The following is a 22,468-nucleotide window of genomic DNA, read 5'->3' on the forward strand; positions in this document are numbered from 1 at the left end:
GCGTCGTACGGGCTCGCGAGCCCGAAAAAATGTCAGAGGGGTTCGCTACCGTCTGAAGGGTCATGTGGACCCGGGTCAGTGAGACAGTCATCGGGCGGGAGCACCCCGCCGGTGTGCTGCGTGCCGAGATCGACCGGGTGGCCGAGAGCCACGGCGGCCTGGTGCTGGTGACCGGCGAGCCGGGCATCGGCAAGACGACCCTGGTCACCGGCGCGGCCGAGGCGGCACGCGACCGCGGGGTCACGGTCGTCGGCGGCCGCTGCTGGGACTCCGAGAGCGCGCCGGGCTACTGGCCGTGGGTCCAGGTGCTGCGCGGCCTGCACCGGCAGGCGGCCGCGGACGAGTGGGCGGCGATCGAGGAGGCCGGCGGCGGCAGCGTCGCCGCGCTGCTCGGCCGGGCGACCCGCCCGGAGGAGCAGGCCGACACGTTCAGCCTGTATGACGACGTGACAGCGGCCCTGGTGGCGGCGTCCCAGCACCGCCCGGTGATGGTCGTCCTCGACGACCTGCACTGGGCGGATCCGGCGTCGCTGCGGCTGCTCGAGTTCGCGGTCCAGCACACCTGGTTCGAGCGGCTGCTGCTGGTCGGCACCTACCGCGACGTCGAGGTCGAGTCCGTCACCCACCCGCTGCGTGCGCTGATGCTGCCGCTCGTGGCCAAGGCGACCACCGTGACGCTCACCGGACTCGAGCCCGCGGAGGTGGCGGCGCTGATCACCCGCGCGGCCGGCCGGGAGCCGTCCGCCGCGGTGGTGGCCGAGGTGCACCGGCGCACCGGCGGCAACCCGTTCTTCGTGGAGCAGACCGCACGGCTGTGGCGGGCCGGCGGGTCGGTGTCCGCGATCGCGCCGGGGGTGCGCGACGCCGTGCGGCGCCGGCTCGACCTGCTGCCCGACCCGCTCGTCGAGCTGCTCACCACCGCGTCGGTGCTGGGCCACGAGTTCCACCGCCAGCTCCTTGCGGCCTCGGTCGCGGCGCCGGTGCCCGAGGTCGACCGCCTGCTCGACGGGGCGATGGCGGCCCGCCTGGTGGTCGGCCGGGGCGGCGGGCGGTTCGCGTTCGGCCACGACCTGGTCCGCGAGACGCTCTACGACGCGCTGCCCGACCAGGAGCGACACGACCGGCACGCGGCCGTGGTGCGGGCCGTCGGGCGGACGCCCACGCTGCGTGACCGGCTGTTCCCGAGTGACCTGGCCCGCCACGCGTATGCGGCCGGCGCGCTGGTCGAGCCGGCCGTCGTGGTCGAGCACCTGCTCGCCGCCGCCCGCGAGGCATCCGGCCGGTTGGCGCCCGAGGAGGCGATGGGCCACCTCCGCCGGGCGCTGGAGCGGGCCGAGGATCCGGCCCGGCGGGTGCTGATCCACCTCGACCTGGCGCAGGAGCTGCTACACGGCGGCGGGCGCCGTGAGTCTTGGGACCACATCGAGGCCGCCGCGTCTCTGGCCCGCGACGTCGACGACCCGGCGGTGCTGGCCCGGGTGGCGCTGGTGGCCGATCGCCACCGGGGACCGCGCAGCCGCGAGGCGCCGTTGATCGAGCCGCTGCTGCGGGAGGCACACGCCCGGCTCGTCGGCGCCGACGACGGTGACCTGCCGCGCGACCGTCTGGTGGGCGAGCTGATCCGGCACGCCGAGATGCTGGCGCGCGAGAGTCGGAACGACGAGGCACTCGCGTTCAGCCTGTGGAGCCGCCACGACTCGATCTGGCGGCTCGGCTCGGCCCGCGAGCGGGAGGCGCTGCTGTCCGAGATGGAGACCGTGGCCCGGCGCTCCGGCGACAGCCACACCGCGACCTTCGCGGCGTCGCTGCGCTGGGTCGCCCTCCTCGAGCTGGGCGACCCGCGGTACTACGCGCAGCTCCAGACGATGCAGGCGCTCGCGGAGCAGGTCGACGTCGCCCAGGTGCGGCTCGCGCTGGCGATCGACAGCGCCATCATCGCCACGCTGCGCGGTGAGTTCACGGCCGCCGAGACGCTGCTGCACGAGATCCGGCTGCACTTCGACTCCGCCCACGACGACTACGCCTACATGGGTCACCACGTCCACTGGGCGCTGCACATGCAACGCGGCCGGTTCGCCGAGGCGGGCCGCGTGCTCGGCGACATCTCCGAGGCGCGGGGTCCCTACCTCGCGCTGGCCGCCGCGTTGACCGCCGCCGCCCAGGGAGACCCCGGCCCGGGGACGCAGCACATCGCGGACAACGCCGGCCGGCCGTGCCCGCCCTCGATGGAGCCGCTGTTCCTGCGGCTGCTCGCCGAGGTCGCGGTACTCACCGGCGACCCGGCGGCATGCGCCCAGGCCCGCGCGGCGTTCGCACCGCACCGCGGCCGGTGGCTGGTCTCTGTCTACGGCTGCGACGTCAGCGGCCCGGTCGACCTGTGGGTGGCGATGATCGACGCGGCCGAGGGCCGGTGGCACGACGCGCTCTCCGGGTTCGCGTCCGCGCGGGCGGCAGCCGACCTGCTCGGGGCGCGACCGTGGTCGCTGACCGCGCGGCTGGGGCTGGCGACGGCCCTTCTGGACAGCGGCGCGTCGGCGGTGACGCTGCTGGCCGAGGTCGAGCGCGAGGCGGCCGAGATCGGCATGCCCCATCTGGCCGCCAAGGCCGCCGCCCTGGCCGGCGGTTCAGGGCTCCCGCCGCCGGCCGCGACGGCCGACGGCGCCGGGCCGCCGAGCCAGGCCGACGCCCGTGTCGGCGGCCCAGGGCTCTCCGGTGCGGCCGGTGGCACAGGTCTTCCGGGTCCGGCTCTCGCAGACCCGGCCGTTGATGCCGGCCGGGTCGCCGGTGTGTCGACCTCGGCGGGTGGCCGGATCGGATCCGCCGATCCCGCGGCCGAGTTCCGGCGTGAGGGGGACGTGTGGCGGCTGGCCTTCGCCGGGCGGGTCGTGCACCTGCCCGACGCGAAGGGACTGCGCAACCTCCACGTGCTGCTGAGCCGGCCGGGCGACGACATCGCGGCGGTCGAGCTGCTCGACCCGGCCGCGGGGCCGGAGCTCGTCGCGGCCCGGCGGATGGGCGGCGACCCGATCATCGACGACGAGGCCAAGGCCCGCTACCGGCGACGGCTCGGTGAGCTCGACGAAGCGATCGACACCGCCTCGCTGCGTGGTGACACCGCCAAGGTGGACGCCCTGGACGAGGAGCGCCGCGCGCTGATCGGCGAGCTCCGGGTGGCGGCGGGCCTGGCCGGCCGCACCCGCCGCCTGGGCGACGAGGCCGAACGCGTCCGTAAGACGGTCACCGCGCGCATCCGGGACGCGCTCCGCAAGATCGACGAGCGCCATCCCGATCTGGGCGCCCACCTCCGTGACGCGGTCTCGACCGGCACCACCTGCCGATACGCTCCGCCGGCCGAGGTCCGCTGGCGGTTGTGAGCGCGCCCGGACGGCGCCGGGTGTCAGCGCCAGTCGGCCCACCGGGCCGGCTGAGCCGTGCGCACGGCGCGGCTTGCGGCAAGCACCGCATGCGGCGTCGGCACGTGTCGGCGACCGCACGGAAACGGCCCCGTGCGCGGTTCGCGCACGGGGCCGAGGTTCGCGGCCGAAACCGGTAGTGCGGCCCCGCTCACTTGCGGTTGTAGCGGTACATCGTCAGGGGGCCGAAGACCAGGACGAAGCCGGCGCTCCACACCAGGGTCCACATGATGTTCCGGCTGTCGGGGCTGCCCTCCATCACCGAACGGATCGCGGCGACCAGGTGGGTGATCGGGTTGAGCTTGACGAACGCCTGGAGCCAGCCGGGCATCGTCCCCGGGTCGACGAAGACGTTGCTGAGGAACGTCAGCGGGAACAGCACCAGCATGCTGACGCCCATGACCGACTTCTCGCTGCGCAGCACCAGGCCGAACATCGTCCACACCCACGAGAACGCGAACGAGAACACCACGAGCAGGCCGACGCCGGCGGCCACGCCCACCACGCCGCCCTCCGGGCGGAATCCCATGACGAAGCCCACGCCGAGGATGACCAGGGCGGCGAGGACATAGCGGAGCACGTCGCCGAAGATCATGCCGACGAGCGCCGCCGGCCGCCATACCGGCAGGGTCCGGAACCGGTCGAACACGCCCTTCTCGATGTCGGTGTTGAGGCCCACCCCGGTGTACATCGTGATCATCACGACGCTCGTCACCATGATGCCGGGCAGGAAGAACTGCAGGTAGGCACCGGTGCTGCCGGCGAGCGCACCGCCGAACAGATAGGTGAACATCAGCGTCATGATGATCGGGAACGCCGTCACGTCGAAGAGCTGCTCCGGCACGTGCTTGATCTTGAGCATCGCCCGCCAGCCGAACGTCACCGACGCCGACAGGGCGCTCGGCCTCGGCGGCCGGGCACCGGGTGCGAGGACGGCACCCAGCGTCTCCGGAGACGGCACGTAGACCGTCTGCGTATCCGACGTCGTGGTGGTGGTCATCGAACAGCCTCCATCTCAGCGGTACCGGCGGGCGCGGCCGGGCGGTCGGTCAGGGCCAGGAACACCTCGTCGAGGCTGGGCTGGCCGAGGGAGAAGTTGTCGACGACGATGCCGGCCCCGGCGAGCTCGGACAGCACCCGGGAGGCCTGGTTGCTGGCCTCGAAGTCGGAGCCGTCGACCCGTGCGGTCAGCGCCACCGGGTCGGCCTCGGGCTCGACGGCGGCGCCGAGCGCACGCGTCAGCACCTCCTGCGCGAGTGCCCGCGACGAGGCGTCCCGGAGGCGCACGTGGATCGTGCCGGAGCCGATCGAGGACTTGAGCTCACCGGGCGTGCCCTCGGCGATCACCTTGCCGTGGTCGACGACGGCGATCCGCGACGCCAGCCGGTCGGCCTCCTCGAGGTACTGCGTGGTGAGCAGCACCGTCGTGCCCTGCGCCACGACCGCGCGCACGATCTCCCAGACCTGGCTGCGGCTGCGCGGGTCGAGACCGGTCGTCGGCTCGTCGAGGAACAGCAGCTCGGGCGTGTTGAGAATGCTCGCCGCGATGTCGATGCGCCGCCGCATGCCGCCGGAATACTTCTTGACCTGGCGCCCGGCGGCGTCGGTCAGCCCGAACGCGGCCAGCAGCCCGTCGGCCCGCTCCCGGGCGGACGACTTGCGGTGGCCGAGCAGCCGGCCGAGCAGGACGAGGTTTTCGAAGCCGGTCAGATCCTCGTCGACCGACGCGTACTGACCGGTGAGGCTCACCTTGGCGCGCACGGCGTCGGCGTCGCGCACCACGTCGTGCCCGAACACCCTCGCCGAGCCCCCGTCGGGCCGGCTCAGCGTGGCCAGCACCCGCACGGCCGTGGTCTTGCCGGCGCCGTTGGGGCCCAGCAGACCGTAGACGCTGCCGGCCGGGATGTGCAGGTCGACGCCGTCCAGCGCACGTGTCTCGCCGAACGTCTTGACCAGTCCCTTCGCCTCGATCGCGGGGCTGGCTGGTCGGTCAGTCATGATCTTCCCTCCGTGGGATCCGTGCGTACTTTTCACGAGACATAGGGGCGGGCCGCGCGCCCCTCACGCAGCGTCAGACCCCACCAGCAGAGCTGATCGAGCAGGACGTGGGCGGCCTGGACCGGGGCGTCGCCGCCGAGCAGCCGCTCCAGGTCGCCGTCGTCGTCCAGCAGGTCGACGCCGACACCGTCACGCATGGTGACCGTGTGCAGGGCCGTGAACACCGTCCGGAGCTGGTCGACCGCGTGCAGTCCCTCCGAGCGGCAGCCGTACGAAACGAACCCGACCGGCTTGGCGTGCCACTCGTCGTAAGCGAAGTCGATCGCCTGCTTCAACGAGGCGGGAAAACTGTGGTTGTACTCCGGCGTCACCACCACGAAGGCGTCGGCGCGCTCCACCTCGGCCGCGAACGCCGCCATCTGCGGCGTCGCCTCCGCCGGATAGCCCGGCGGAAACGCGAACCCGGCGATGTCGATCACCGAGACCAGCACCTCGTCACGGCGCCCGGCCTCGGCGACGAACCAGCGCGCGATACGGTCGCCGACCCGACCCTCCCGGGCGCTGCCGATGATCACGGCCAGGTGCAGCGGTCTGTCCTTCATGGCGGCACCTCCCTGTCATCCTGGAGGCGCGAGACGGCCCGCTAGATCAGATCTAGCGGCCGTGCCGGGCGCTACCTCCGGCGAGCTTCGAGTCACAGCCAGAGACGGAGACCCTGATGCCGATGCCACGGTGGTGGGGGCACGTGAACAAGAGGCTGTTCAACCCTCGCGCGATCGCGGGCGGGAGGTGGCCGGTGCTGCTGCACGTCGGTCGTGTTTCCGGCGCGACGTGCCGCACGCCGATCGACGCGCATCCCGTCGAAGGTGGCTATCTGTTCGTTCTGGTGTACGGATCACGCTCGGACTGGGTGCGAAACGTCCTGGCAGCCGGCGGTGCGCGGCTCCAGGTCGGCGGGAGGGAGGTGGAACTCGCCGCCCCGCGCCTCGTCGGGGAGAGCGAGGCGTTCCGGGCCCTCCCCGACACGGTGGCACGCCCCCCGAGGCTGCTCCGCATCACCGAGTTCCTCCGGATGGGCCTGGTCGCAGGCTGACGCGGCCCGGTCGTCACGACCTTGAGGTTGGCCGGGAGCGGGTGCTCGGGCCGTCGCGTCCTCGGCTCCTACGGGTTCGCCGGACTTTCGACCTGTTCCGGGCTCGGGCGGATCGGCAGTAACGTCCGGCTGCGTCCAGGCCGTGGGTATGCTTCCGCGGCAGCGGCGAGGCGTTGGGCGTGTTCGCGTTGGCGTTGCCAGTGTCCGTAGAGGGCGCCTTGTTGGGAGAGTCGGTCGACGGCGCGGATGGTTTCGGGGTCGACGTCGCCGGGTGGGGCGTCGCGCCAGGGGGTGCCGGGCAGGGGCATGAAGGTGTGGGCATGGATGCGGGCGCCGAGTTCGGCGAGTTCGCGGGCGAGAGTGAGGGAGGCGTCGACGTCTTCTTGGTCTTCGCCGGGCATGCCGAAGATCATGTCGACGTTGATCCGGAAGCCTTCCTCGACCCCGAGCCGGATGGCGCGTTTGACTTCTTCGACGCCGTGGCCGCGTTTCGCCGCGTCGAGGACCCGGTCGGAGCCGGACTGCGCGCCGACGATGATGTTGTTGTTCGAGCAGTACTTCTTGACGAGTTGCAACGCCTCACGGCTGACGTGCTCGGGGCGGATCTCGCTGGGGAACGAGCCGAAGAAGACCCGCCCGTCGGGGCCAAGGCCTTCCTTGCAGGTGGCGAGGAGTTCCTCGACGGCGGCGAGGTTCGGTGACTCGTCCTGGCTGCCGTAGGACAGCGCGGTGGGGGTGATGAACCGGACGTCGCGCAGCCCGCGCTCGCGCATCCGGTCGACGTGCCAGCGGACGTTGTCGACGCTGCGGTGCCGGAACCGGGCCGAGAACATGAAGGGCGTCTGGCAGAACCTGCACGCGTAGACGCATCCCCGCGTGATTTCGATGGGGTTTATGCGCTTGTACGTGAGCGGGAACGCCCGGTACGTCCCCAGCGGCTCGCGGTGCGCCTTGCCGGTTCGTTGCAGGGTGCCGTGCTCGTCGCGGTACACCAGGCCCTGGATGCCCGCCGGGTCGCCTGCGCTGTCGACGAGTGACAGCAAGGTGCTCTCCCCCTCGCCGACCGCGGCGATGTCCCAGCCAGCGTCGAGGGTCTGCACCGGCTCCGCGGTGGCGTGCACGCCGCCCGCCACGTGCACGGCCCCGGGCGCAGCGGCCCTGATGCCCGCCAGCTCCTCCGCCAGCGCGGCCGCGTCGGGCGAGTAGAACGACCACAGCACGAGCACCTTGGCCGCCTTCGCGGCCCGGATCGCCTCGACGGTGGCCGCGGCCGTCTCGGCGAAGACGACCTCGTAGGCGGTTGCGGTTTCGTGCTCCTCCAACGCAGCGAGCAGCACGTGGTGGCCATAGGTTACCGCCTTGCGGTACCGCAGGATCAACGTCAGGTCGCAGCCGCCCACCGCGCCATCCTGCCAGAACTCTCGACCAACGCCGGAGCCTGGCACGCCTGACGTTGCTGTGACTGCTTGTGCGGCGTTCAGAACGGGCTCATCTGATCCAGAACCCGGGCCGCCAGGTCGAGGATCTGTTCGACCTTGGGAACGTCGCGCTCCACTTCGTCCGCGCTGATGCTCGGCGCCGAGGCTGACGGGTATTCGACCTGGTTGCGGCGACGGCGGAGGCGGTCGAACGGGCGCAACACCCCGCCGAGCGGCGGATCGAGCTGCGCCGTGACTGCCTCGCGGACCGCGATGTGGCCGCCTCGGCTCGTCGCCCGCAGGCCCTGGTTCTCCAGCACAGCGGCCAACGATTTGCGGGCACCGTCGTAGAGCAACTGATACGCGCCGGCCGGGTCGGAGTCCGCGATGGCGTCCGCGGACGCGAGATGCCGGCGGGCTTGGGCCAACAGAACGTCGGCGTGGTCGCGGCTGGCCGGCACGCGCTCCAGCTCACCCCGAGCAATCATGCCGTCCAGGGCCTCTCGCCCCTGTTGCCATCTCACGATCGGTCTCCAGCCTCCAGGATCGGGTACGACGGGCGGGAACGCACCGACGCGAGGAAGGGATCGTCGTCCGCCGACCGCCACGCGGCGGCGGAGACACGATGCACGTTGACCTCTCGGCCGAGTCGCCGCTCGGCGGACCGGGCCGCGTCCGCCAGGTCGTCGTCGTCGGCGTCGCCTACCACCAGCACATCGACGTCGCGGGGCGCAGGTCCGGCGGTGCCGGTGTAGCGGGCCGCCCACGAGCCGTAGATGTACGCCTCGTCGACACCACCGATCCCCGACAGCAGATCGGTCAGGACGGCCGCTGGGCCATAGGTCAGCGCCAGCAGTTCCGTGAGCGGACGGGCGAGCGGATTGTTGAGATCCGCCCCGACCAGGCGCAACCGCCCCCGCCGCTCCTCGCGCACGAGGCCGGCTGCCGCAAGGTGGCTGACCTCCCGGCTGATGGTCGACTGGGAAACCTTGAACCGGCGGGCCAATTCGACCACTGAACTGCTCGTCTCCGGGTGCAGGAACAGCCAGGCCAGCAGCTCGCCGATCAACGGCGAGCGCAGCAGGGGTAGCAGCCGAGACCTTACTTGCACAGTCTGCATCATATCTTGCAGCTAGTGCAAACGTGGGCCATCCGGCCGGCAGAGCTCTCCGGTGGCGAGCGGCGGCGGAGCGGCGGCGGAGCGGCGGCGGAGCGGCGGCGGAGCGGCGGCGGAGCGGCGGCGGAGCGGCGGCGGAGCGGCGGCGGAGCGGCGGCGGAGCGGCGGTGAATGGCATGCTGCAACGATGAGCGTGGTCTCCGTGATCAACTACAAGGGCGGCGTCGGCAAGACCACTGTGACCGCGAACATCGGCGCCGAGCTGGCCGCACGGGGCCGCAAGGTGCTGCTGATCGACCTGGACCCGCAGGCCAGCCTCACGTTCTCCTTCTACCGGCCGGCCGACTTCGAGGAGCGGCAGCAATCGACGATCCTGAACTGGTTCCGGGACTTCATCGCCGGCCGGACCGAGGTGCCGCTGCACCGGCACGTGCTCACGCCGCAGGAGATCAACGCCAAAGTGCCGGGCCGGGTGGACCTCCTCGCCGCCCACCTGGGGTTGATCGAGACCGACCTCGACCTGGCCGCGATCCTGGGCGGATCCCGGTTCCTGAAACAGCACCCGCGCTACCTCCCCGTCCACCGGGCCCTCGCGGACGCCCTGGACGACCGGATGTTCCACGGTTACGACTCGGTGCTCATCGACTGCCCGCCGAACTTCAACATGGTCACCCGGACCGCGATCGTGGCGAGCGACCACGTCGTCGTGCCCGCGCGGCCCGACTACCTGTCGACGCTCGGCATCGACTACCTGAGGGGTCGCCTCACCCGGCTGGTCGAGGAGTACAACTCGATCGCGCCGCGGCCGATCAATCCGGAACTCGTCGGCGTCATCTACACGATGGTGCAGTGGACGGCGGCCGGGCCGCTCAACTCGCAGCGCACCTCGGTCGAGCGAACCGCCGAGATCGAGATTCCCGCCTTCCTGCAGACCGTGCGGGACAGCAAGACGGCGATCACCGAGGCGGGGGTGAGTAGTCTGCCGGTGGTGCTGGCCCCGCCGGGCAACGCCGCGATCGAAAACCTACGATACGAGCTGCAGCAGCTCACCAGCGAGTTCCTCGCGCGGACCAGGATCTGAGGAGTGCCCGCATGACCGACCCGGCCGACCTCGCGCAGAAGGTCCTCGTCGCCGTCGCCGCCTTCGTCCGGACCTTGCCCGCGGACCAACTGGAGGACCTGGCCAACGGCGCCGCGAAGCTGGAGCTGGTGCCGAAGGGCGGCCGGCCGGCGCGGAAGAGCGCCGCGGCCGCCAAGCCGCTGCCGGTCCCGGCCGGTGAGGTCGAGTCGATGCTGCGGCAGATCGCCAACCGGCCGGCGGGCGAGCAGTACCTGGCCGACCTCAAGCTCGGCGTCCCGCAGTTGCGCGACCTCGCCAAGACGCTCGGGGTGACCGTGGCCAGCAAGGCGACCAAGGCCCAGGTCACCGCGGCGATCGTCGAGCAGGTCGTCGGCCGCCGCCTGGACTCGGAAGCGATTACGCGGATGGCCGCTCGCTAGGTCGCGGTTCCTCAGGGGCGGTGGTGGCGGCCCTTCGGGCGGCTGCGGCCCGAGCGCTCGTCGAGCAGCGCCGCCGTGCGCTGGAGGACCTCGTCCCACGCTGTCACCGGGGCGCCGGCGCTGACGAGTGCGGCCAGGTCCTCGGCCAGGCGGTCGAGCGACGACAGCTCCACGGTCGGGTCCGGGTCGGGCTCGACGACCACCCGCTGGCGCGGGATCCGGTCGGTGACGTCGCCCGGCGGGTCGAGCGGGAGCACCTGGCCGGCGCAGACGACGTCGAGGTACCGGATCGTGCGGGTCAGTGCCACGAACAGCAGGCGGTGGCCACGTGGGTCCTCGGCGACGATCTCCTCCGGCTCGACCACGATCACCGCGTCGAACTCGAGGCCCTTCGCCTCCTGCGGTGACACCAGGTTGATCGAGCGCTCCAGCTCCCCCTGGTCGGCGCGGCCCCACGGCAGGTCGTTGGCGTGCAGGGCGAACTCGATCTCGGCGCGGCAGGCGGCCGGGCAGACGATGCCGACGAAGCGGCCGGCGTCGAGGTGTTCCTTGGCGAGCTGGGCGACCCGGCCGGGCCGCTCGCCGGGCTCCACGACGTGCTCGCCGGGATCGCGGGGTCCGTCGCGGACGACCCGGGTCTGCTGGACGTTCGGAGCGGCGATCGGCAGGAGCCGGGCGGCGAGCTCGAACACCTGGCGGGGCACGCGGTAGCCGTACCGCAGGCCGAGGACCACCATGGGCAGCGCCGAGGGCAGGTGCTCGGTGACCTCCTCCCAGTGGTCGCGGGCCCATGCGCCGGTGGACTGGGCCAGGTCGCCGACGATGGTCAGGGAGCCGGTCGAGGAGCGGCGGGCCACGGCGCGCAACTGCATCGGCGACAGGTCCTGCACCTCGTCGACCACGATGTGGCGGAAGCGGCGGGAGACGCCGTTGAGCAGCTCCTCCAGCTCGTCCAGCAGCGGCACGTCTGCCACGCTCCAGACCTCCGCGGACAGCCGGTCGGCTCCCCGGCGGTGCAGCAGCGCCAGTTCCTCGGCGGTGAACTCGTCGCCGCCGGCGTTGGCGAGGCGGGCGGTCGAGCCGAACAGGCCGCGCAGGAACGCCGGGGCGCTCTGCAGCGGCCAGAGCCGCTCGAGAAGGTTTTCGACCGGGGCGAGCCGCTCCGGCTCGGGCGGGCCGCCGCGCTCGCGAACCAGGTCGGCGAGGCGGGCGCGGAGGCGCTGGCGGCGCTGCGCGTAGGGGCCGCCGGCCTGCCGGGCGTCGGCGACCGCGGCCGCGACCTCCACCCCGGACAGCGTGATGAACCGGCCGTCGAAGAGCATCCGCTCGGCGGGCTCCGGCGTGCCGATCCTGGCGTCGAGCGCCCGGGCCAGCAGCCGCGCCATCCGCGCCTCACCCTTGATCCGGCGGATCTGCGGGCGCTCCGGCCGGCCGCGCTGCACGGCCGGTCCGAGCTGGTCGATGTCGAGCTGCTCGACGTCGGTGTCGCCGAGGAGGGGCAGGACCGACCGGATGTAGCGGGTGAACGCCGGGTGGGGCCCGACGACCAGGACGTCCCGCGGGCGGAGCTGGTCGCGATGGTTGTACAGCAGCCAGGACACCCGGTGCAGGGCGACGGCGGTCTTGCCGGTGCCGGGGCCGCCCTCGATGACGAGGAGCCGGTCGAGCGGCGTGCGGATGAGACGGTGCTGCGCGGCCTGGATCGTGGCGACGATGTCCCGCATCGAGCCGGTCCGCTCGCGGTCCAGCTCGGCGAGCAGCGCACCGTCGGGCAGCTCGGTCGGCGCCGGCTCCAGCGCGGAGACGGCGGCGGCGAGCTGCTGGAAGACGAGGTCGTCGAAGTCGAGGATCCGGTTGCCGTCGCAGCGGAAGGTCCGCTTGCGCCGCAGGCCGCGCGGCTCCTCGACGCTCGCCTCATAGAACAGGCCGCCGACCGGGGTCTTCCAGCTCACGACCAGGATCTGGTTCTGATCGTCGACGATCCGGTCACGGCCGACGTAGTAGACCTCGTCGTCGGCGGTGTCGATCCGGCCGACCGCGACGCCCTCGCCGGGCTGGGCGAGCGCCTCCTTGCGGTTGCGCCGGAAGATGGCGAGCCGCCGGCCCGTGCCGGCGTTGGCGGCCGCGTCAGGGGTCTCCCCCAGCTCGGCGCGCAGCCGCTCCCGGTGCTTGTGAGCCAGGTCGAAGTGCTGTTGTTCGGCGGCGAGCTCCGCTGCCTTGGACTCCAACGGGTTCCGCCTCCCGCGATCTTTACGCACTGTGCGTACTACTTCGACGGTTCGCTCACGTTACCTTGAGTCAGGGAGCCCGGTCGATTCCCACGCCGGGTGGTTCACCTCATGAAAACGGGTAGGTGGCGACCCAGGGGGTAGCTCGCGGGCCGTGGTCACGCGACTCGCCGTCAAGATGGCGTTTCCCGCCCTCCTGTTGTCGTTGCTGGGTGCGGCCTACGTCTCCCCCTCACCCGCCTACGGGGCGACCGGCATCAAGGCCGTCGGCGGCACGCTCGTCGAGGCCGGCGGCGAGCCGCTCGTCCTGCGCGGGGTGAACCACGGCTACGCGTTCGGCCGGGGGCCGGCGTCGGTCTTCGACGACATCAAGGCCGCCGGGGCCAACTCGGTGCGGGTCTCGCTGTCCAGCGGTCACAAGTGGGCGGCCACGACGCCGGGCGAGGTGGCCTCGGTGATCGCCCGGTGCAAGGCGGCCCGGCTGATCTGCGTGCTCGACGTGCACGACACGATGGGCTGGGGCACCGAGTCCGGCGCGGCGACGATCAGCGAGGCGGTCGACTACTGGCTCGGCCTGAAGAAGGTGCTGCTGCGCCAGGAGTCGTACGTCATCATCAACCTCGCCAACGAACCGTCCGGGCACGCGATCAACGCGGACTGGGTCGACAACACGAAACTGGCGATCAAGCGGCTCCGCGCGGCCGGCCTGCTGCATGCGATCATGGCCGACGCGCCGAACTGGGGCAACGACTCCTTCCACGTGATGTACGACCACGCCGCGGAGGTGTTCGACAGCGACCCCGAGCACAATGTGATCTTCGACGTACACATGTACGGCCCGTTCAACACCGCCGACAAGGTCTCCGCGTACCTCGACGCGTTCGTGCGGCGGCGGCTGCCGATCGTGGTCGGCGAGTTCTCCATGATCCACCAGTACGGCGACCCGGACGAGGACGCGATCATGGCCTACTGCGCGGCGCACAACCTCGGATACCTGGGCTGGTCGTGGAGCGGCAACAGCCCTGAGTACCACTATCTCGACGTCGTCTCCGGCTTCCGTCCGGGCCGGGAGACGGTGTGGGGACACCGGCTGATCGACGGGCCGGACGGCCTGCGGGCGACGGCCCGGGAGGCCGGCGTCTACGGCGGCTTCTGGCGCGCCGCCCGGCGCTGAGCCGCGATGGTACGGCGGGCGCCGGCCGGGTGCGGCACAGCCGGTACACGATCAGCCTCTTCGAGGCTCGTGAAAAGCTGTCCGGGTGCCGAACTCCCTCGAGGCCAGCGTGCGGTCCATCGAGCGGGCCGCGGGTGCGCTCGCGACCGCCAGCGTGGCGCGGATGGACGAGACGCTGCCCTGGTTCCGCGAGTTGCCGGCGGACCAGCGGGCCTGGGTCATGCTGGTCGCACAGGCCGGGGTCCGGTCGCTGGTCGAGTGGGTGCGCAGCCGGGAGAAGGGCGCGCCGCTGCCGCCGGACATCTCCGACGAGTTCTTCGACACGGCGCCGCGGGCGCTGGCCCGGTCGATCAACCTGGGGCAGACGGTGCAGCTCATCCGGGTCACCATCGAGGTCGTCGAGCAGCAGCTACCGCGCCTGGCCGCGCCCGGCGAGCAGGACGCGATCCGGGAGGCGGTGCTGCTCTACAGCCGGGAGGTCGCCTTCGGCGCGGCGCGGGTGTACGCGCGGGCGGCGGAGACCCGCGGCGCCTGGGACGCCCGCTTGCAGGCACTGCTGGTGGACGCGCTGCTGCGCGGCGACTCCTCGGACGTGCTGGCCAGCCGCGCGGCGGCGCTGGGCTGGGCCGACGCGGCCCCGGTGGCGGTGGCGGTCGGCAGGTCCCCGGGCGGGGAGGCGGCGGCGGTGCTGCACACCGTCTACCGCGCCGCGCGCCGGATCGGCGTGGAGATCCTCGGCGGGGTGCACGGCGACCGCCTGGTGGTCGTGCTCGGCGGCGCGGCGGACCCGATGGCGGCGACCGAGCGGCTGCTCGTCGGCTTCGGTGAGGGCCCGGTCGTGGTCGGGCCGGCGGTGCCGTCACTGGACGAGGCGACCGAGTCGGCGCGGGCCGCACTCGCCGGCTATCGGGCCGCGCCCGCCTGGCCGGCCGCGCCCCGCCCGGCCGCGGCGGCCGACCTGCTCCCCGAACGTGCCCTGGCCGGGGACGCCGAGGCCCGGCGGATCCTGCGGCAGGAGGTCTACGGCGCGCTGGCGCGGGCCGGCGGTGAACTGCTGGAGACGCTGGACGCCTTCTTCGCCGGCGGCGGGGTCCTGGAAAGCGCCGCCCGGGGACTGTTCGTGCACCCCAACACGGTTCGCTACCGGCTGCGGCGGATCGGTGAGGTGACCGGTTTCACCCCCTTGGTACCACGCGACGCGTTCGCGCTCCGCATCGCGCTCACGATCGGCAGACTGGACCCGTTCGCACCGGCCGCTGTACCACCGATGGCGCAGTGAGCCGGATGTCACCAGGATCACTGCCCACGTGAACGGGAGGTTGCGGCAGGTAACCGCGTGGATCTGTTGGCACAACACCACGCTATCTTTTGTAGGGATCCTACAAACGAGGTGGTCCACTTTGGTGCGTAGCGCTACCCGCCTGCGTGTCCCGCATCCGGAACAGTCATAGACGTGCTTGCCGTACTCGCCCCCGGGCAAGGTTCCCAGAAGCCAGGTTTCCTCACCCCGTGGCTCACGCTGCCCGGCGCCGAAGCGCGCCTGCGCTGGTGGTCGGCCCTTTCCGGGGTCGACCTGGTGCACCTCGGCACCACGGCCGACGAAGCGGAGATCAAGGACACCGCCAAGACGCAGCCGCTGCTGGTCGCGGCCGCGCTGCTGACCGCCGAGCAGCTTCCGATGTACGACGCCACCGTCGTCGCCGGGCACAGCGTCGGCGAGCTGGCGGCCGCCGCGCTCGCCGGGGTGCTCACCCCGGAGGCCGCGGTCACCCTCGCCGGGGTCCGCGGGCGCGAGATGGCCGCGGCGTGCGCACTCGAGCCGACCGGCATGAGCGCCGTGCTCGGCGGCGACCAGGACGAGGTCCTGAGGGCGATCGAGGCCGCCGGGCTGTACGCGGCCAACCGCAACGGCGCGGGCCAGATCGTCGCCGCCGGCGCGGTCGCCGGGCTGGAGAAGCTGTCGGCCAACCCGCCCGCCCGGGCACGTGTCATCACGCTCAAGGTCGCCGGGGCGTTCCACACGCCGTACATGGCACCGGCCGAGGAGTCCCTCGGCAAGGTCGCCGCCGGCATCACACCCGGCACGCCCGGCAAGATCCTGCTGTCCAACCGCGACGGCACCGCCGTCGACCACGGCCCGACCATGCTGCTGCGCCTGGTCCGCCAGGTCACCGTGCCGGTGCGCTGGGACCAGTGCATGCAGACCCTGGCCGACCTCGGCGTGACCGCGGTGATCGAGCTGGCGCCGGCCGGCACGCTGGCCGGCCTGGCCAAGCGGACCCTCAAGGGCATCGAGATCGTCCAGGTCAACACGCCGGACGACCTGACCGCCGCACGGGACACGATCGCGCGCCACGGCACCGCGCCGACGCATGAGCCGCACCCCGAGTTCAGCGTCGTCGTCTCCGGCACCGCCGGCACGTTCACGCCGCTTCCGGACCTGACCGAGGGCTCACCCGTGAGCACCGGCCAGCTCATCGGGGCGATCCAGACCCGGCAGGGGCCGGTCGACGTCACCGCACACGACGGCGGCGTGCTCACCGAATGGCTCGCGAACCTCGACGACCCGGTCGCGCCCGGCCAGCCGCTCGCCCGTATTGGAGGTCAACTGTGAACCTCGGCTCGAAGATCCTTGCGTTCGGACACTACCAACCCTCCCAGGTGGTGACCAACGACGACCTGTCGAGGGTCATCGAGACCAACGACGAGTGGATCCGTGACCGGGTCGGCATCGCCCAGCGCCGGGTCGCCGGCACCGAGACCGTCGCCGACATGGCGACCGCGGCGGCCGGCAAGGCGCTCGCCGCGTCCGGGCTGACCGCAGGTGACATCGACACGGTCATCGTGGCGACCTGCAGCTCGGTCGACCGATGCCCCAACGTGGCCACGCGGGTGGCGGCGAAACTGGGCATCAACGCGCCCGCCGCGTACGATCTCAACACCGCCTGCTCCGGATTCTGCTACGGTCTGGCCAGCGCCGACCACGCGATCCGCGCCGGTGCCGCCCGCAACGCGCTGGTCATCGGCGCGGAGAAGCTGTCCGACGTCACCGACTGGACCGACCGCACGACGGCGGTGCTGTTCGGCGACGGGGCCGGTGCGGCGGTGCTGACCGCGATCGGCGAGGGCGAGCAGCCCGGCGTCGGGCCCGTCGTCTGGGGCTCCGCGCCCGACAAGGGCGACGTGCTGAAGATCGAGGGCTGGCGGCCGTACATCAAGCAGGAAGGCCAGGCGGTCTTCCGCTGGGCGACCACCGCCATCGCGCCCTACGCACAGGCCGCGCTCGACCGGGCCGGTGTGCAGGGCAAGGACATCGCCGCGTTCGTCGCGCACCAGGCCAACACGCGCATCATCGACGGCATCACCAAGCGCCTCGACATGCCCAACGCGATCGTCCTCAAGGACCTCGTCGAGTCGGGGAACACGTCGGCGGCGAGTATCCCGCTCGCGCTGTCCAAGGCGATCGAGCGGCGTGAGGTGCCCTCCGGCGCTCCGGTGCTGCTGTTCGGGTTCGGTGGCGGCCTGACCTACGCGGGGCAAGTCATCCGCTGTCCGTAGCCCTGCGTTCATCCTTGTTCCACAAGCGTGTCAATCCAAGGAAGGAAAGCTCTATGCCCACCCGTGAAGAGATCGCCGCAGGTCTCGCCGAGATCCTCGAAGAGGTCGCCGGAGTGAACCCCGACGACGTCGCCGAGGAGAAGTCGTTCACCGACGACCTCGACGTCGACTCGCTGTCGATGGTGGAGGTCGTGGTGGCGGCCGAGGAGAAGTTCGGTGTCAAGATCCCGGACGACGAGGTGCCGAACCTGAAGACCGTCGGCGACGCCGTGTCGTACATCGTCAAGTCGCAGGCCTGATAGCCCGCCGTCGCGGTCTTGGGCAAGGCTCGGCAACCCCGGGACTTGTCCAAGACCGCTCAGAGGAGTGTTGAGCAGTGAGTGTTGAGGTCGTCATCACCGGCATCGGTGCGACCACCCCCCTCGGCGGCGACGCCGCGTCCACCTGGGACGCGATGCTCGCCGGCAAGTCGGGAGTGTCGGCGCTGACCCAGGACTGGGCCGCGCAGCTCAGCGTCCGGATCGCCGCACAGCTCGCCGTCGAGCCGACCGAGAAGATCGACCGTGTGCAGGCCCGCCGCCTGGACCGCTCGGAGATGACGGCGATCGTGGCCGCCCGCGAGGCGTGGGCCGACGCCGGCTCCCCCGAGGTGGAGAAGGAGCGGCTCGCCGTCAGCGTCGGCAGTGGCATCGGCGGTGCGCAGACCCTGCTCAACCAGGACGACATCCTTGAGGCGAGCGGCCCGCGCAAGGTCTCGCCCCACACCGTGCCGATGCTCATGCCCAACGGGCCCGCCGCCTGGGTCGGCCTGGAGCTGGGCGCGCAGGCCGGCGTCCACTGCGTGGCGAGCGCCTGCGCCACCGGCGCCGAGGCCATCGCGCACGCCCTCGACCTCATCCGGCTCGGCCGGGCCGACGTCGTCGTCGCCGGCGGCACCGAGGCCGTGATCCACCCGCTGCCGATCGCCGGCTTCGCCTCGATGCGCGCGATGTCGATCCGCAACGACGACCCCGAGCGCGCCTCCCGCCCCTGGGACAAGGGCCGTGACGGCTTCGTCCTCGGTGAGGGCGCCGGCGTCATCGTCCTCGAGCGTGCCGACCACGCCCGGGCGCGCGGCGCCCGCATCTACGCACGGCTCGCCGGAGCCGGTCTGACCTCGGACGGTTACGACATCGTCCAGCCGCATCCCGAGGGTGCCGGCGCTGTGCGTGCGATAGACTTCGCGCTGCGTGACGCCGGTGTTGCCAAGTCGGACGTCGTGCATGTCAACGCCCACGCCACCTCGACGCCGGTCGGCGACCTGGCCGAGATCAAGGCCCTGCACCGCGCGCTCGGCGACCATCCGGTGATCACGTCCACCAAGTCGATGACCGGCCACCTGCTCGGTGCCGCCGGCGCGGTGGAGTCGATCGCCACGATCCTCGCGATCCATCACGGGGTCGTGCCGCCGACCATCAACCTCGACGAGCCGGACGACGAGCTCGACCTGGACGTGGCCGCCCACAAGGCGCGTCCCCTCGACATCCCGGCCGCACTGAACAACTCGTTCGGCTTCGGTGGTCACAACGCAGCGCTTGTCTTCGCCCGCGTATAGGAGTCCTCGTGACGCTCACGTCCGCACCGTCCGGCATCGAGACCGTCGACCACCGCGATCCTGAGGTGCGCCTCCGCGCGCTGTTCGACCGGGGCACCCTGCGGCTGCTCCAGGCCCGCGACGACTCCGGCGTGCTGGCCGGGCGCGGCCAGATCGACGGCACGCCGGTGATCGCCTTCGCCAGCGACGCCACGAGGATGGGCGGTGCGATGGGCGACGAGGGCTGCCGCCACATCGTCGACGCGATCGACATCGCGGTCCGCGAGCGGTTGCCGGTCTTCGGGCTGTGGCACTCCGGCGGCGCGCGGCTCGCCGAGGGTGTCGTGGCGCTCGACGCGGTCGGCCAGGTCTTCGCCGCCATGGTCCGCGCCTCCGGGCGCGTGCCGCAGATCTCGGTGGTGCTCGGCCCGGCCGCCGGCGGTGCCGCCTACGGCCCCGCGCTCACCGACATCGTGGTGATGAGCGGTGCCGGCCGCATCTTCGTCACCGGCCCGGAGGTCGTCCGCAGCGTCACCGGCGAGCAGGTCGACATGGAGCGCCTGGGCGGCCCCGAGCCGCACGGCCGCCGCTCCGGCGTCGTCCACGTGACCACCAAGGACGACGAGTCGGCGCTGGCCCACGCCCGCGAGCTCGCCTCGCTGCTGGGCAAGCAGGGTCGCATCTGTCCCGACGACGTGGTGGACGTCGACCTCGGCGCGCTGCTGCCGGCCGAGACCAACCGGGCCTACGACGTGAAGCCCCTGGTCAAGAGCCTGCTCGACGCGCCGGGCGTGGAGCTGCACGCGAAGTGGGCGCCGAACATCGTCACGACCCTGGGGCGGTTCGGTGGCCGTACCGTCGGCGTCATCGCGAACAACCCGCTCCGCCTCGGCGGTTGCCTCGACGCGGCCGGCGCGGAGAAGGCGGCCCGGTTCGTGCGCATGTGCGACTCGCTCGGCGTGCCGCTGATCGTCCTGGTCGACGTCCCCGGCTACCTGCCCGGTCTCGGCCAGGAGTGGGACGGCGTGGTGCGCCGCGGCGCGAAGCTGCTGCACGCCTTCGCCGAGGCGGTCGTACCGCGGGTGACGCTCGTGACCCGCAAGGCCTACGGCGGGGCGTACATCGCGATGAACTCCCGCTCCCTCGGCGCGACGGCCGTGTTCGCGTGGCCGAACGCGGAGGTCGCGGTCATGGGCGCGAGTGCGGCGGTGAACGTCCTGCACCGCAAGAAGCTGGCGGCGGCACAGCCCGGGGCGCGCGAGGAACTGCGCGCGCAGCTCGTCCAGGAGCAGCTCGAGGTCGCGGGCGGCGTGAACCGCGCGCTGGAGATCGGCGTCATCGACGACGTGGTCCAGCCCGAGGAGACCCGCCGCCGCATCGCGGGCGCGCTGGCCGGCGCCCCGGCGGCGCGCGGCGCGCACGGCAACATCCCGCTGTAGAGCCGGAACGGTTTCGGGCCGCGCGGACGGCGATCGCCGGCCGTGGGCCGGTTCCTGACTACGTCCGGGCCAGCGCACCGGCGAGGCTGGTCAGTCCGCCGACGAGGACCAGGCACCGGTCCCCCGCTCCCAGCTCAGGTCGACCACCACGCCGGGAACCCGAACCGCCCGTGCCCGGAACCGCCTCCCACGTACCCATTCCCCGGTCGTGCCAACCACCGTCACGCGCAGGCGGTCGCGGGCAGGCCCTGCACCGGGACCGGGGACCTGCCCGGCGCCTTCGCCCTGCCGACCAGGACGTCGGCGAGCGCCTGCATCGAGGCGTTGGACGAGGAGTAGGTCGCCAGCAGGGTGCCCTTCGCCGACCGCAGCACATACGGGGTGTCCAGCGCCACGGTCACCGCCGCCGACTGGGACAGGTCGGACGACCCCTTGCCGTAGCCGATCAGGCGGACCTCCGTGCCGCCTTGCCGCACCACGTCGGCACCCGCCGCCTGCAGCGCCGCCTCCAGCCAGCCCCGCGCCGTCTCGCTGCCCGCGGAGGTCACCCGGACCGGGCCGGTGACCAGCGCGCCCTGGCACGGGCCGCGGAACACGGTGATCCCGGCCGCCGCGCCGGCCCGGGCGGCCGCCTTGCCGGCCGCGCCGTTGACGACGGACATCTCCGGCTTCGGCACCTCGGCCAGCCGGAACTTCAGGGTGAGGATCCGGGTCGCCGCCTCGACCATGCGGGTCTTCGGCAACCGACCCGAGCGCACGGCGTCGAGCAGGCCCTTGTAGGCCGCCGACAGGCTCGGCGGCATCAGCAGGATGTCGTTGCCGGCGAGGATCGCCCGGACCGCCGCCTCGCCCGCCGACCACCGCTCGGCCGGCTCCATGTTCAGGGCATCGGTGACGACGACCCCCGCATACCCCAGCTTCGTCCGCAGCAGGTCGATCAGCACCTTGCTGGAGAACGAGGCCGGCACGCCGGGATCGATGGACTTGACGTCGAGGTGGCCGGACATGATCAGTCCGACGCCGGCCTCCTGCGCGGCGACGAACGGCGGCAGATCGCCGGCCTCCAGGCTGCGCAGGTCCTGGTTGAGCACGGGCAGGCTGTTGTGGCTGTCGACGGTCGTGTGGCCGTGACCCGGGAAGTGCTTCACCGTGGCCGCGACCCCGGCCGACTGCAGGCCCCGCACGGCGGCCCCGACCTGGACCGAGACCCGCTGGGGGTCGCTGCCGAACGAGCGGGAGCCGACGACGCCGCCGGGCTGCGCGCCGAGGACGTCGGCGTCGGGGGCGAAGTCGAGGTTGATCCCGAGGGCGGCCAGCTCGGCGCCGGCCGCGTTCCACGCGGCCTCGGTCACCTTCGGGTCGTCACCGGCGCCGAGTGCCATCGCGCTGGGTAGCTGGACCATGCCGTCCTTGATCCGGGTGACCTGACCGTATTCCTGGTCGGTGCCGATCAGCAGCGGCACCCGGGCGGGCAGGCTCAGCGCCGCCGTCTGGAGGCCGCCCGTGAGCTTCGCCACCTGGGCCGGCGACTCGACGTTGGTGGTCTTGTTGGTGCCGGCGGTCGGGTCGTCGGCGCTGCTGGAGACCAGGATGACCCCGCCGAGATGGTACTTCTTGACGATCTCCGCGGGCGTGGACGCGCCCGCGTAGGCCTTGTTCGCCGACACCGAGCCGGACGACACCTTGTCGGCGTCGTTGCCGTAGGCATACGGCATCAGGACCTGGCCGACCAACTCCTCGTCGGTGAGCTTCGCGGCGAGCTCGGCGGCCTGCCGGGCCGGGTCCGAGCCCGGGACGACGGCGGAAACGGGCGGGCTGCTCGACGGCGCCGGTGCGGACGACCCCGTGTCGGAGCACCCGCTGACCAGCACGGCGAGCGCCAGGACGGCGGTCGTCGAGATCTTGCGAAGGGCCGGCACACCCGCCACTCAACCATGCACGGGCAAGTTCCCCAACT

19 protein-coding genes are annotated in these 22,468 nt (G+C 72.3%); 11 read left to right on the forward strand and 8 right to left on the reverse strand.

The genetic code is table 11. The annotated features are described in order from the left end of the window. Window positions 1-62: 62 nt before the first annotated feature. Window positions 63-3,374 (forward strand): ATP-binding protein, encoded by a 3,312-nt coding sequence (locus Drose_RS30585; RefSeq protein ID WP_260724736.1) that lies wholly within the window; start codon window positions 63-65, stop codon window positions 3,372-3,374. Window positions 3,375-3,564: 190 nt separating this feature from the next. Here the strand turns inward: Drose_RS30585 and Drose_RS30590 are convergent, their stop codons facing one another. The 3 genes from Drose_RS30590 to Drose_RS30600 are packed head-to-tail and all read right to left on the reverse strand — an operon-like array spanning window position 3,565 to window position 6,013. After that, window positions 3,565-4,413 carry an ABC transporter permease gene (locus tag Drose_RS30590; protein ID WP_260724737.1) on the reverse strand — a complete coding sequence of 283 codons (849 nt, stop codon included), beginning with the start codon at window positions 4,411-4,413 and terminating at the stop codon, window positions 3,565-3,567. Then, window positions 4,410-5,411 carry an ATP-binding cassette domain-containing protein gene (locus Drose_RS30595; protein WP_260724738.1) on the reverse strand — a complete coding sequence of 334 codons (1,002 nt, stop codon included), beginning with the start codon at window positions 5,409-5,411 and terminating at the stop codon, window positions 4,410-4,412. The genes Drose_RS30590 and Drose_RS30595 overlap by 4 nt, the downstream gene beginning before the upstream one ends. Window positions 5,412-5,443: 32 nt before the next feature. Further along, a complete protein-coding gene (locus Drose_RS30600; RefSeq protein ID WP_260724739.1) occupies window positions 5,444-6,013 on the reverse strand; it encodes an NADPH-dependent FMN reductase in 570 nt (189 codons plus the stop codon). Window positions 6,014-6,156: 143 nt separating this feature from the next. On the opposite strand from Drose_RS30600, the gene Drose_RS30605 reads away from it, so the two are divergent. Next, window positions 6,157-6,504 carry a nitroreductase family deazaflavin-dependent oxidoreductase gene (locus tag Drose_RS30605; RefSeq protein ID WP_260724740.1) on the forward strand — a complete coding sequence of 116 codons (348 nt, stop codon included), beginning with the start codon at window positions 6,157-6,159 and terminating at the stop codon, window positions 6,502-6,504. Window positions 6,505-6,572: 68 nt separating this feature from the next. Here Drose_RS30605 and Drose_RS30610 read toward each other — a convergent pair whose 3' ends face one another. From Drose_RS30610 to Drose_RS30620, 3 genes are all read right to left on the reverse strand, one after another. Continuing rightward, entirely contained in the window at window positions 6,573-7,904 is a 1,332-nt protein-coding gene (locus tag Drose_RS30610) for a TIGR04013 family B12-binding domain/radical SAM domain-containing protein (protein WP_260724741.1), read from the reverse strand. Window positions 7,905-7,981: 77 nt separating this feature from the next. Beyond that, window positions 7,982-8,446: a hypothetical protein gene (locus tag Drose_RS30615; protein WP_260724742.1), complete on the reverse strand. Its 465-nt coding sequence runs from the start codon at window positions 8,444-8,446 to the stop codon at window positions 7,982-7,984. Then, window positions 8,443-9,033 carry a MarR family transcriptional regulator gene (locus Drose_RS30620; RefSeq protein WP_260724743.1) on the reverse strand — a complete coding sequence of 197 codons (591 nt, stop codon included), beginning with the start codon at window positions 9,031-9,033 and terminating at the stop codon, window positions 8,443-8,445. Before Drose_RS30620 ends, Drose_RS30615 begins: the two co-directional genes overlap by 4 nt. Before the next feature lie 193 nt (window positions 9,034-9,226). On the opposite strand from Drose_RS30620, the gene Drose_RS30625 reads away from it, so the two are divergent. Next, window positions 9,227-10,120 (forward strand): ParA family protein, encoded by an 894-nt coding sequence (locus Drose_RS30625; RefSeq protein ID WP_260724744.1) that lies wholly within the window; start codon window positions 9,227-9,229, stop codon window positions 10,118-10,120. Between the two features lie 11 nt (window positions 10,121-10,131). Beyond that, window positions 10,132-10,539 (forward strand): hypothetical protein, encoded by a 408-nt coding sequence (locus Drose_RS30630; protein ID WP_260724745.1) that lies wholly within the window; start codon window positions 10,132-10,134, stop codon window positions 10,537-10,539. Window positions 10,540-10,550: 11 nt separating this feature from the next. Here Drose_RS30630 and Drose_RS30635 read toward each other — a convergent pair whose 3' ends face one another. Beyond that, window positions 10,551-12,767 carry a HelD family protein gene (locus Drose_RS30635; protein WP_260724746.1) on the reverse strand — a complete coding sequence of 739 codons (2,217 nt, stop codon included), beginning with the start codon at window positions 12,765-12,767 and terminating at the stop codon, window positions 10,551-10,553. 154 nt (window positions 12,768-12,921) lie between these two features. Here Drose_RS30635 and Drose_RS30640 point away from each other — a divergent pair, with 154 nt between their 5' ends. The 7 genes from Drose_RS30640 (at window position 12,922) to Drose_RS30670 (ending at window position 20,511) form a co-directional block, all read left to right on the forward strand. After that, complete coding sequence (locus Drose_RS30640) at window positions 12,922-13,941, forward strand: glycoside hydrolase family 5 protein (RefSeq protein ID WP_260724747.1); 1,020 nt, start codon at window positions 12,922-12,924, stop codon at window positions 13,939-13,941. An 85-nt stretch (window positions 13,942-14,026) separates the two neighbouring features. Beyond that, window positions 14,027-15,220 (forward strand): PucR family transcriptional regulator, encoded by a 1,194-nt coding sequence (locus tag Drose_RS30645; protein WP_260724748.1) that lies wholly within the window; start codon window positions 14,027-14,029, stop codon window positions 15,218-15,220. A 174-nt stretch (window positions 15,221-15,394) separates the two neighbouring features. Then, window positions 15,395-16,555, forward strand: a complete 1,161-nt coding sequence (locus Drose_RS30650) for an acyltransferase domain-containing protein (RefSeq protein ID WP_260724749.1) — start codon at window positions 15,395-15,397, stop codon at window positions 16,553-16,555. Further along, window positions 16,552-17,499 (forward strand): beta-ketoacyl-ACP synthase III, encoded by a 948-nt coding sequence (locus tag Drose_RS30655; RefSeq protein ID WP_260724750.1) that lies wholly within the window; start codon window positions 16,552-16,554, stop codon window positions 17,497-17,499. The genes Drose_RS30650 and Drose_RS30655 overlap by 4 nt, the downstream gene beginning before the upstream one ends. 53 nt (window positions 17,500-17,552) lie before the next feature. After that, a complete protein-coding gene (locus Drose_RS30660; protein ID WP_260724751.1) occupies window positions 17,553-17,798 on the forward strand; it encodes an acyl carrier protein in 246 nt (81 codons plus the stop codon). A gap of 77 nt (window positions 17,799-17,875) precedes the next feature. Continuing rightward, window positions 17,876-19,093, forward strand: a complete 1,218-nt coding sequence (fabF, locus tag Drose_RS30665) for a beta-ketoacyl-ACP synthase II (RefSeq protein WP_260724752.1) — start codon at window positions 17,876-17,878, stop codon at window positions 19,091-19,093. A gap of 8 nt (window positions 19,094-19,101) precedes the next feature. Next, entirely contained in the window at window positions 19,102-20,511 is a 1,410-nt protein-coding gene (locus Drose_RS30670; RefSeq protein WP_260724753.1) for an acyl-CoA carboxylase subunit beta, read from the forward strand. A 221-nt stretch (window positions 20,512-20,732) separates the two neighbouring features. Here the strand turns inward: Drose_RS30670 and Drose_RS30675 are convergent, their stop codons facing one another. After that, window positions 20,733-22,439, reverse strand: a complete 1,707-nt coding sequence (locus Drose_RS30675) for a glycoside hydrolase family 3 N-terminal domain-containing protein (protein ID WP_390891255.1) — start codon at window positions 22,437-22,439, stop codon at window positions 20,733-20,735. Window positions 22,440-22,468 lie beyond the last annotated feature (29 nt).

The sequence above is a fragment of the Dactylosporangium roseum genome (assembly GCF_025264685.1).
Classification (GTDB): Bacteria; Actinomycetota; Actinomycetes; order Mycobacteriales; family Micromonosporaceae; genus Dactylosporangium; species Dactylosporangium roseum.

Coding starts and splice junctions, on each gene's coding strand:
- Drose_RS30585 (WP_260724736.1), top strand. CDS start 63: ATGTGGACCCGGGTCAGTGAGACAGTCATCGGGCGGGAGCACCCCGCC.
- Drose_RS30590 (WP_260724737.1), bottom strand. CDS start 4,413: ATGACCACCACCACGACGTCGGATACGCAGACGGTCTACGTGCCGTCT.
- Drose_RS30595 (WP_260724738.1), bottom strand. CDS start 5,411: ATGACTGACCGACCAGCCAGCCCCGCGATCGAGGCGAAGGGACTGGTC.
- Drose_RS30600 (WP_260724739.1), bottom strand. CDS start 6,013: ATGAAGGACAGACCGCTGCACCTGGCCGTGATCATCGGCAGCGCCCGG.
- Drose_RS30625 (WP_260724744.1), top strand. CDS start 9,227: ATGAGCGTGGTCTCCGTGATCAACTACAAGGGCGGCGTCGGCAAGACC.
- Drose_RS30630 (WP_260724745.1), top strand. CDS start 10,132: ATGACCGACCCGGCCGACCTCGCGCAGAAGGTCCTCGTCGCCGTCGCC.
- Drose_RS30660 (WP_260724751.1), top strand. CDS start 17,553: ATGCCCACCCGTGAAGAGATCGCCGCAGGTCTCGCCGAGATCCTCGAA.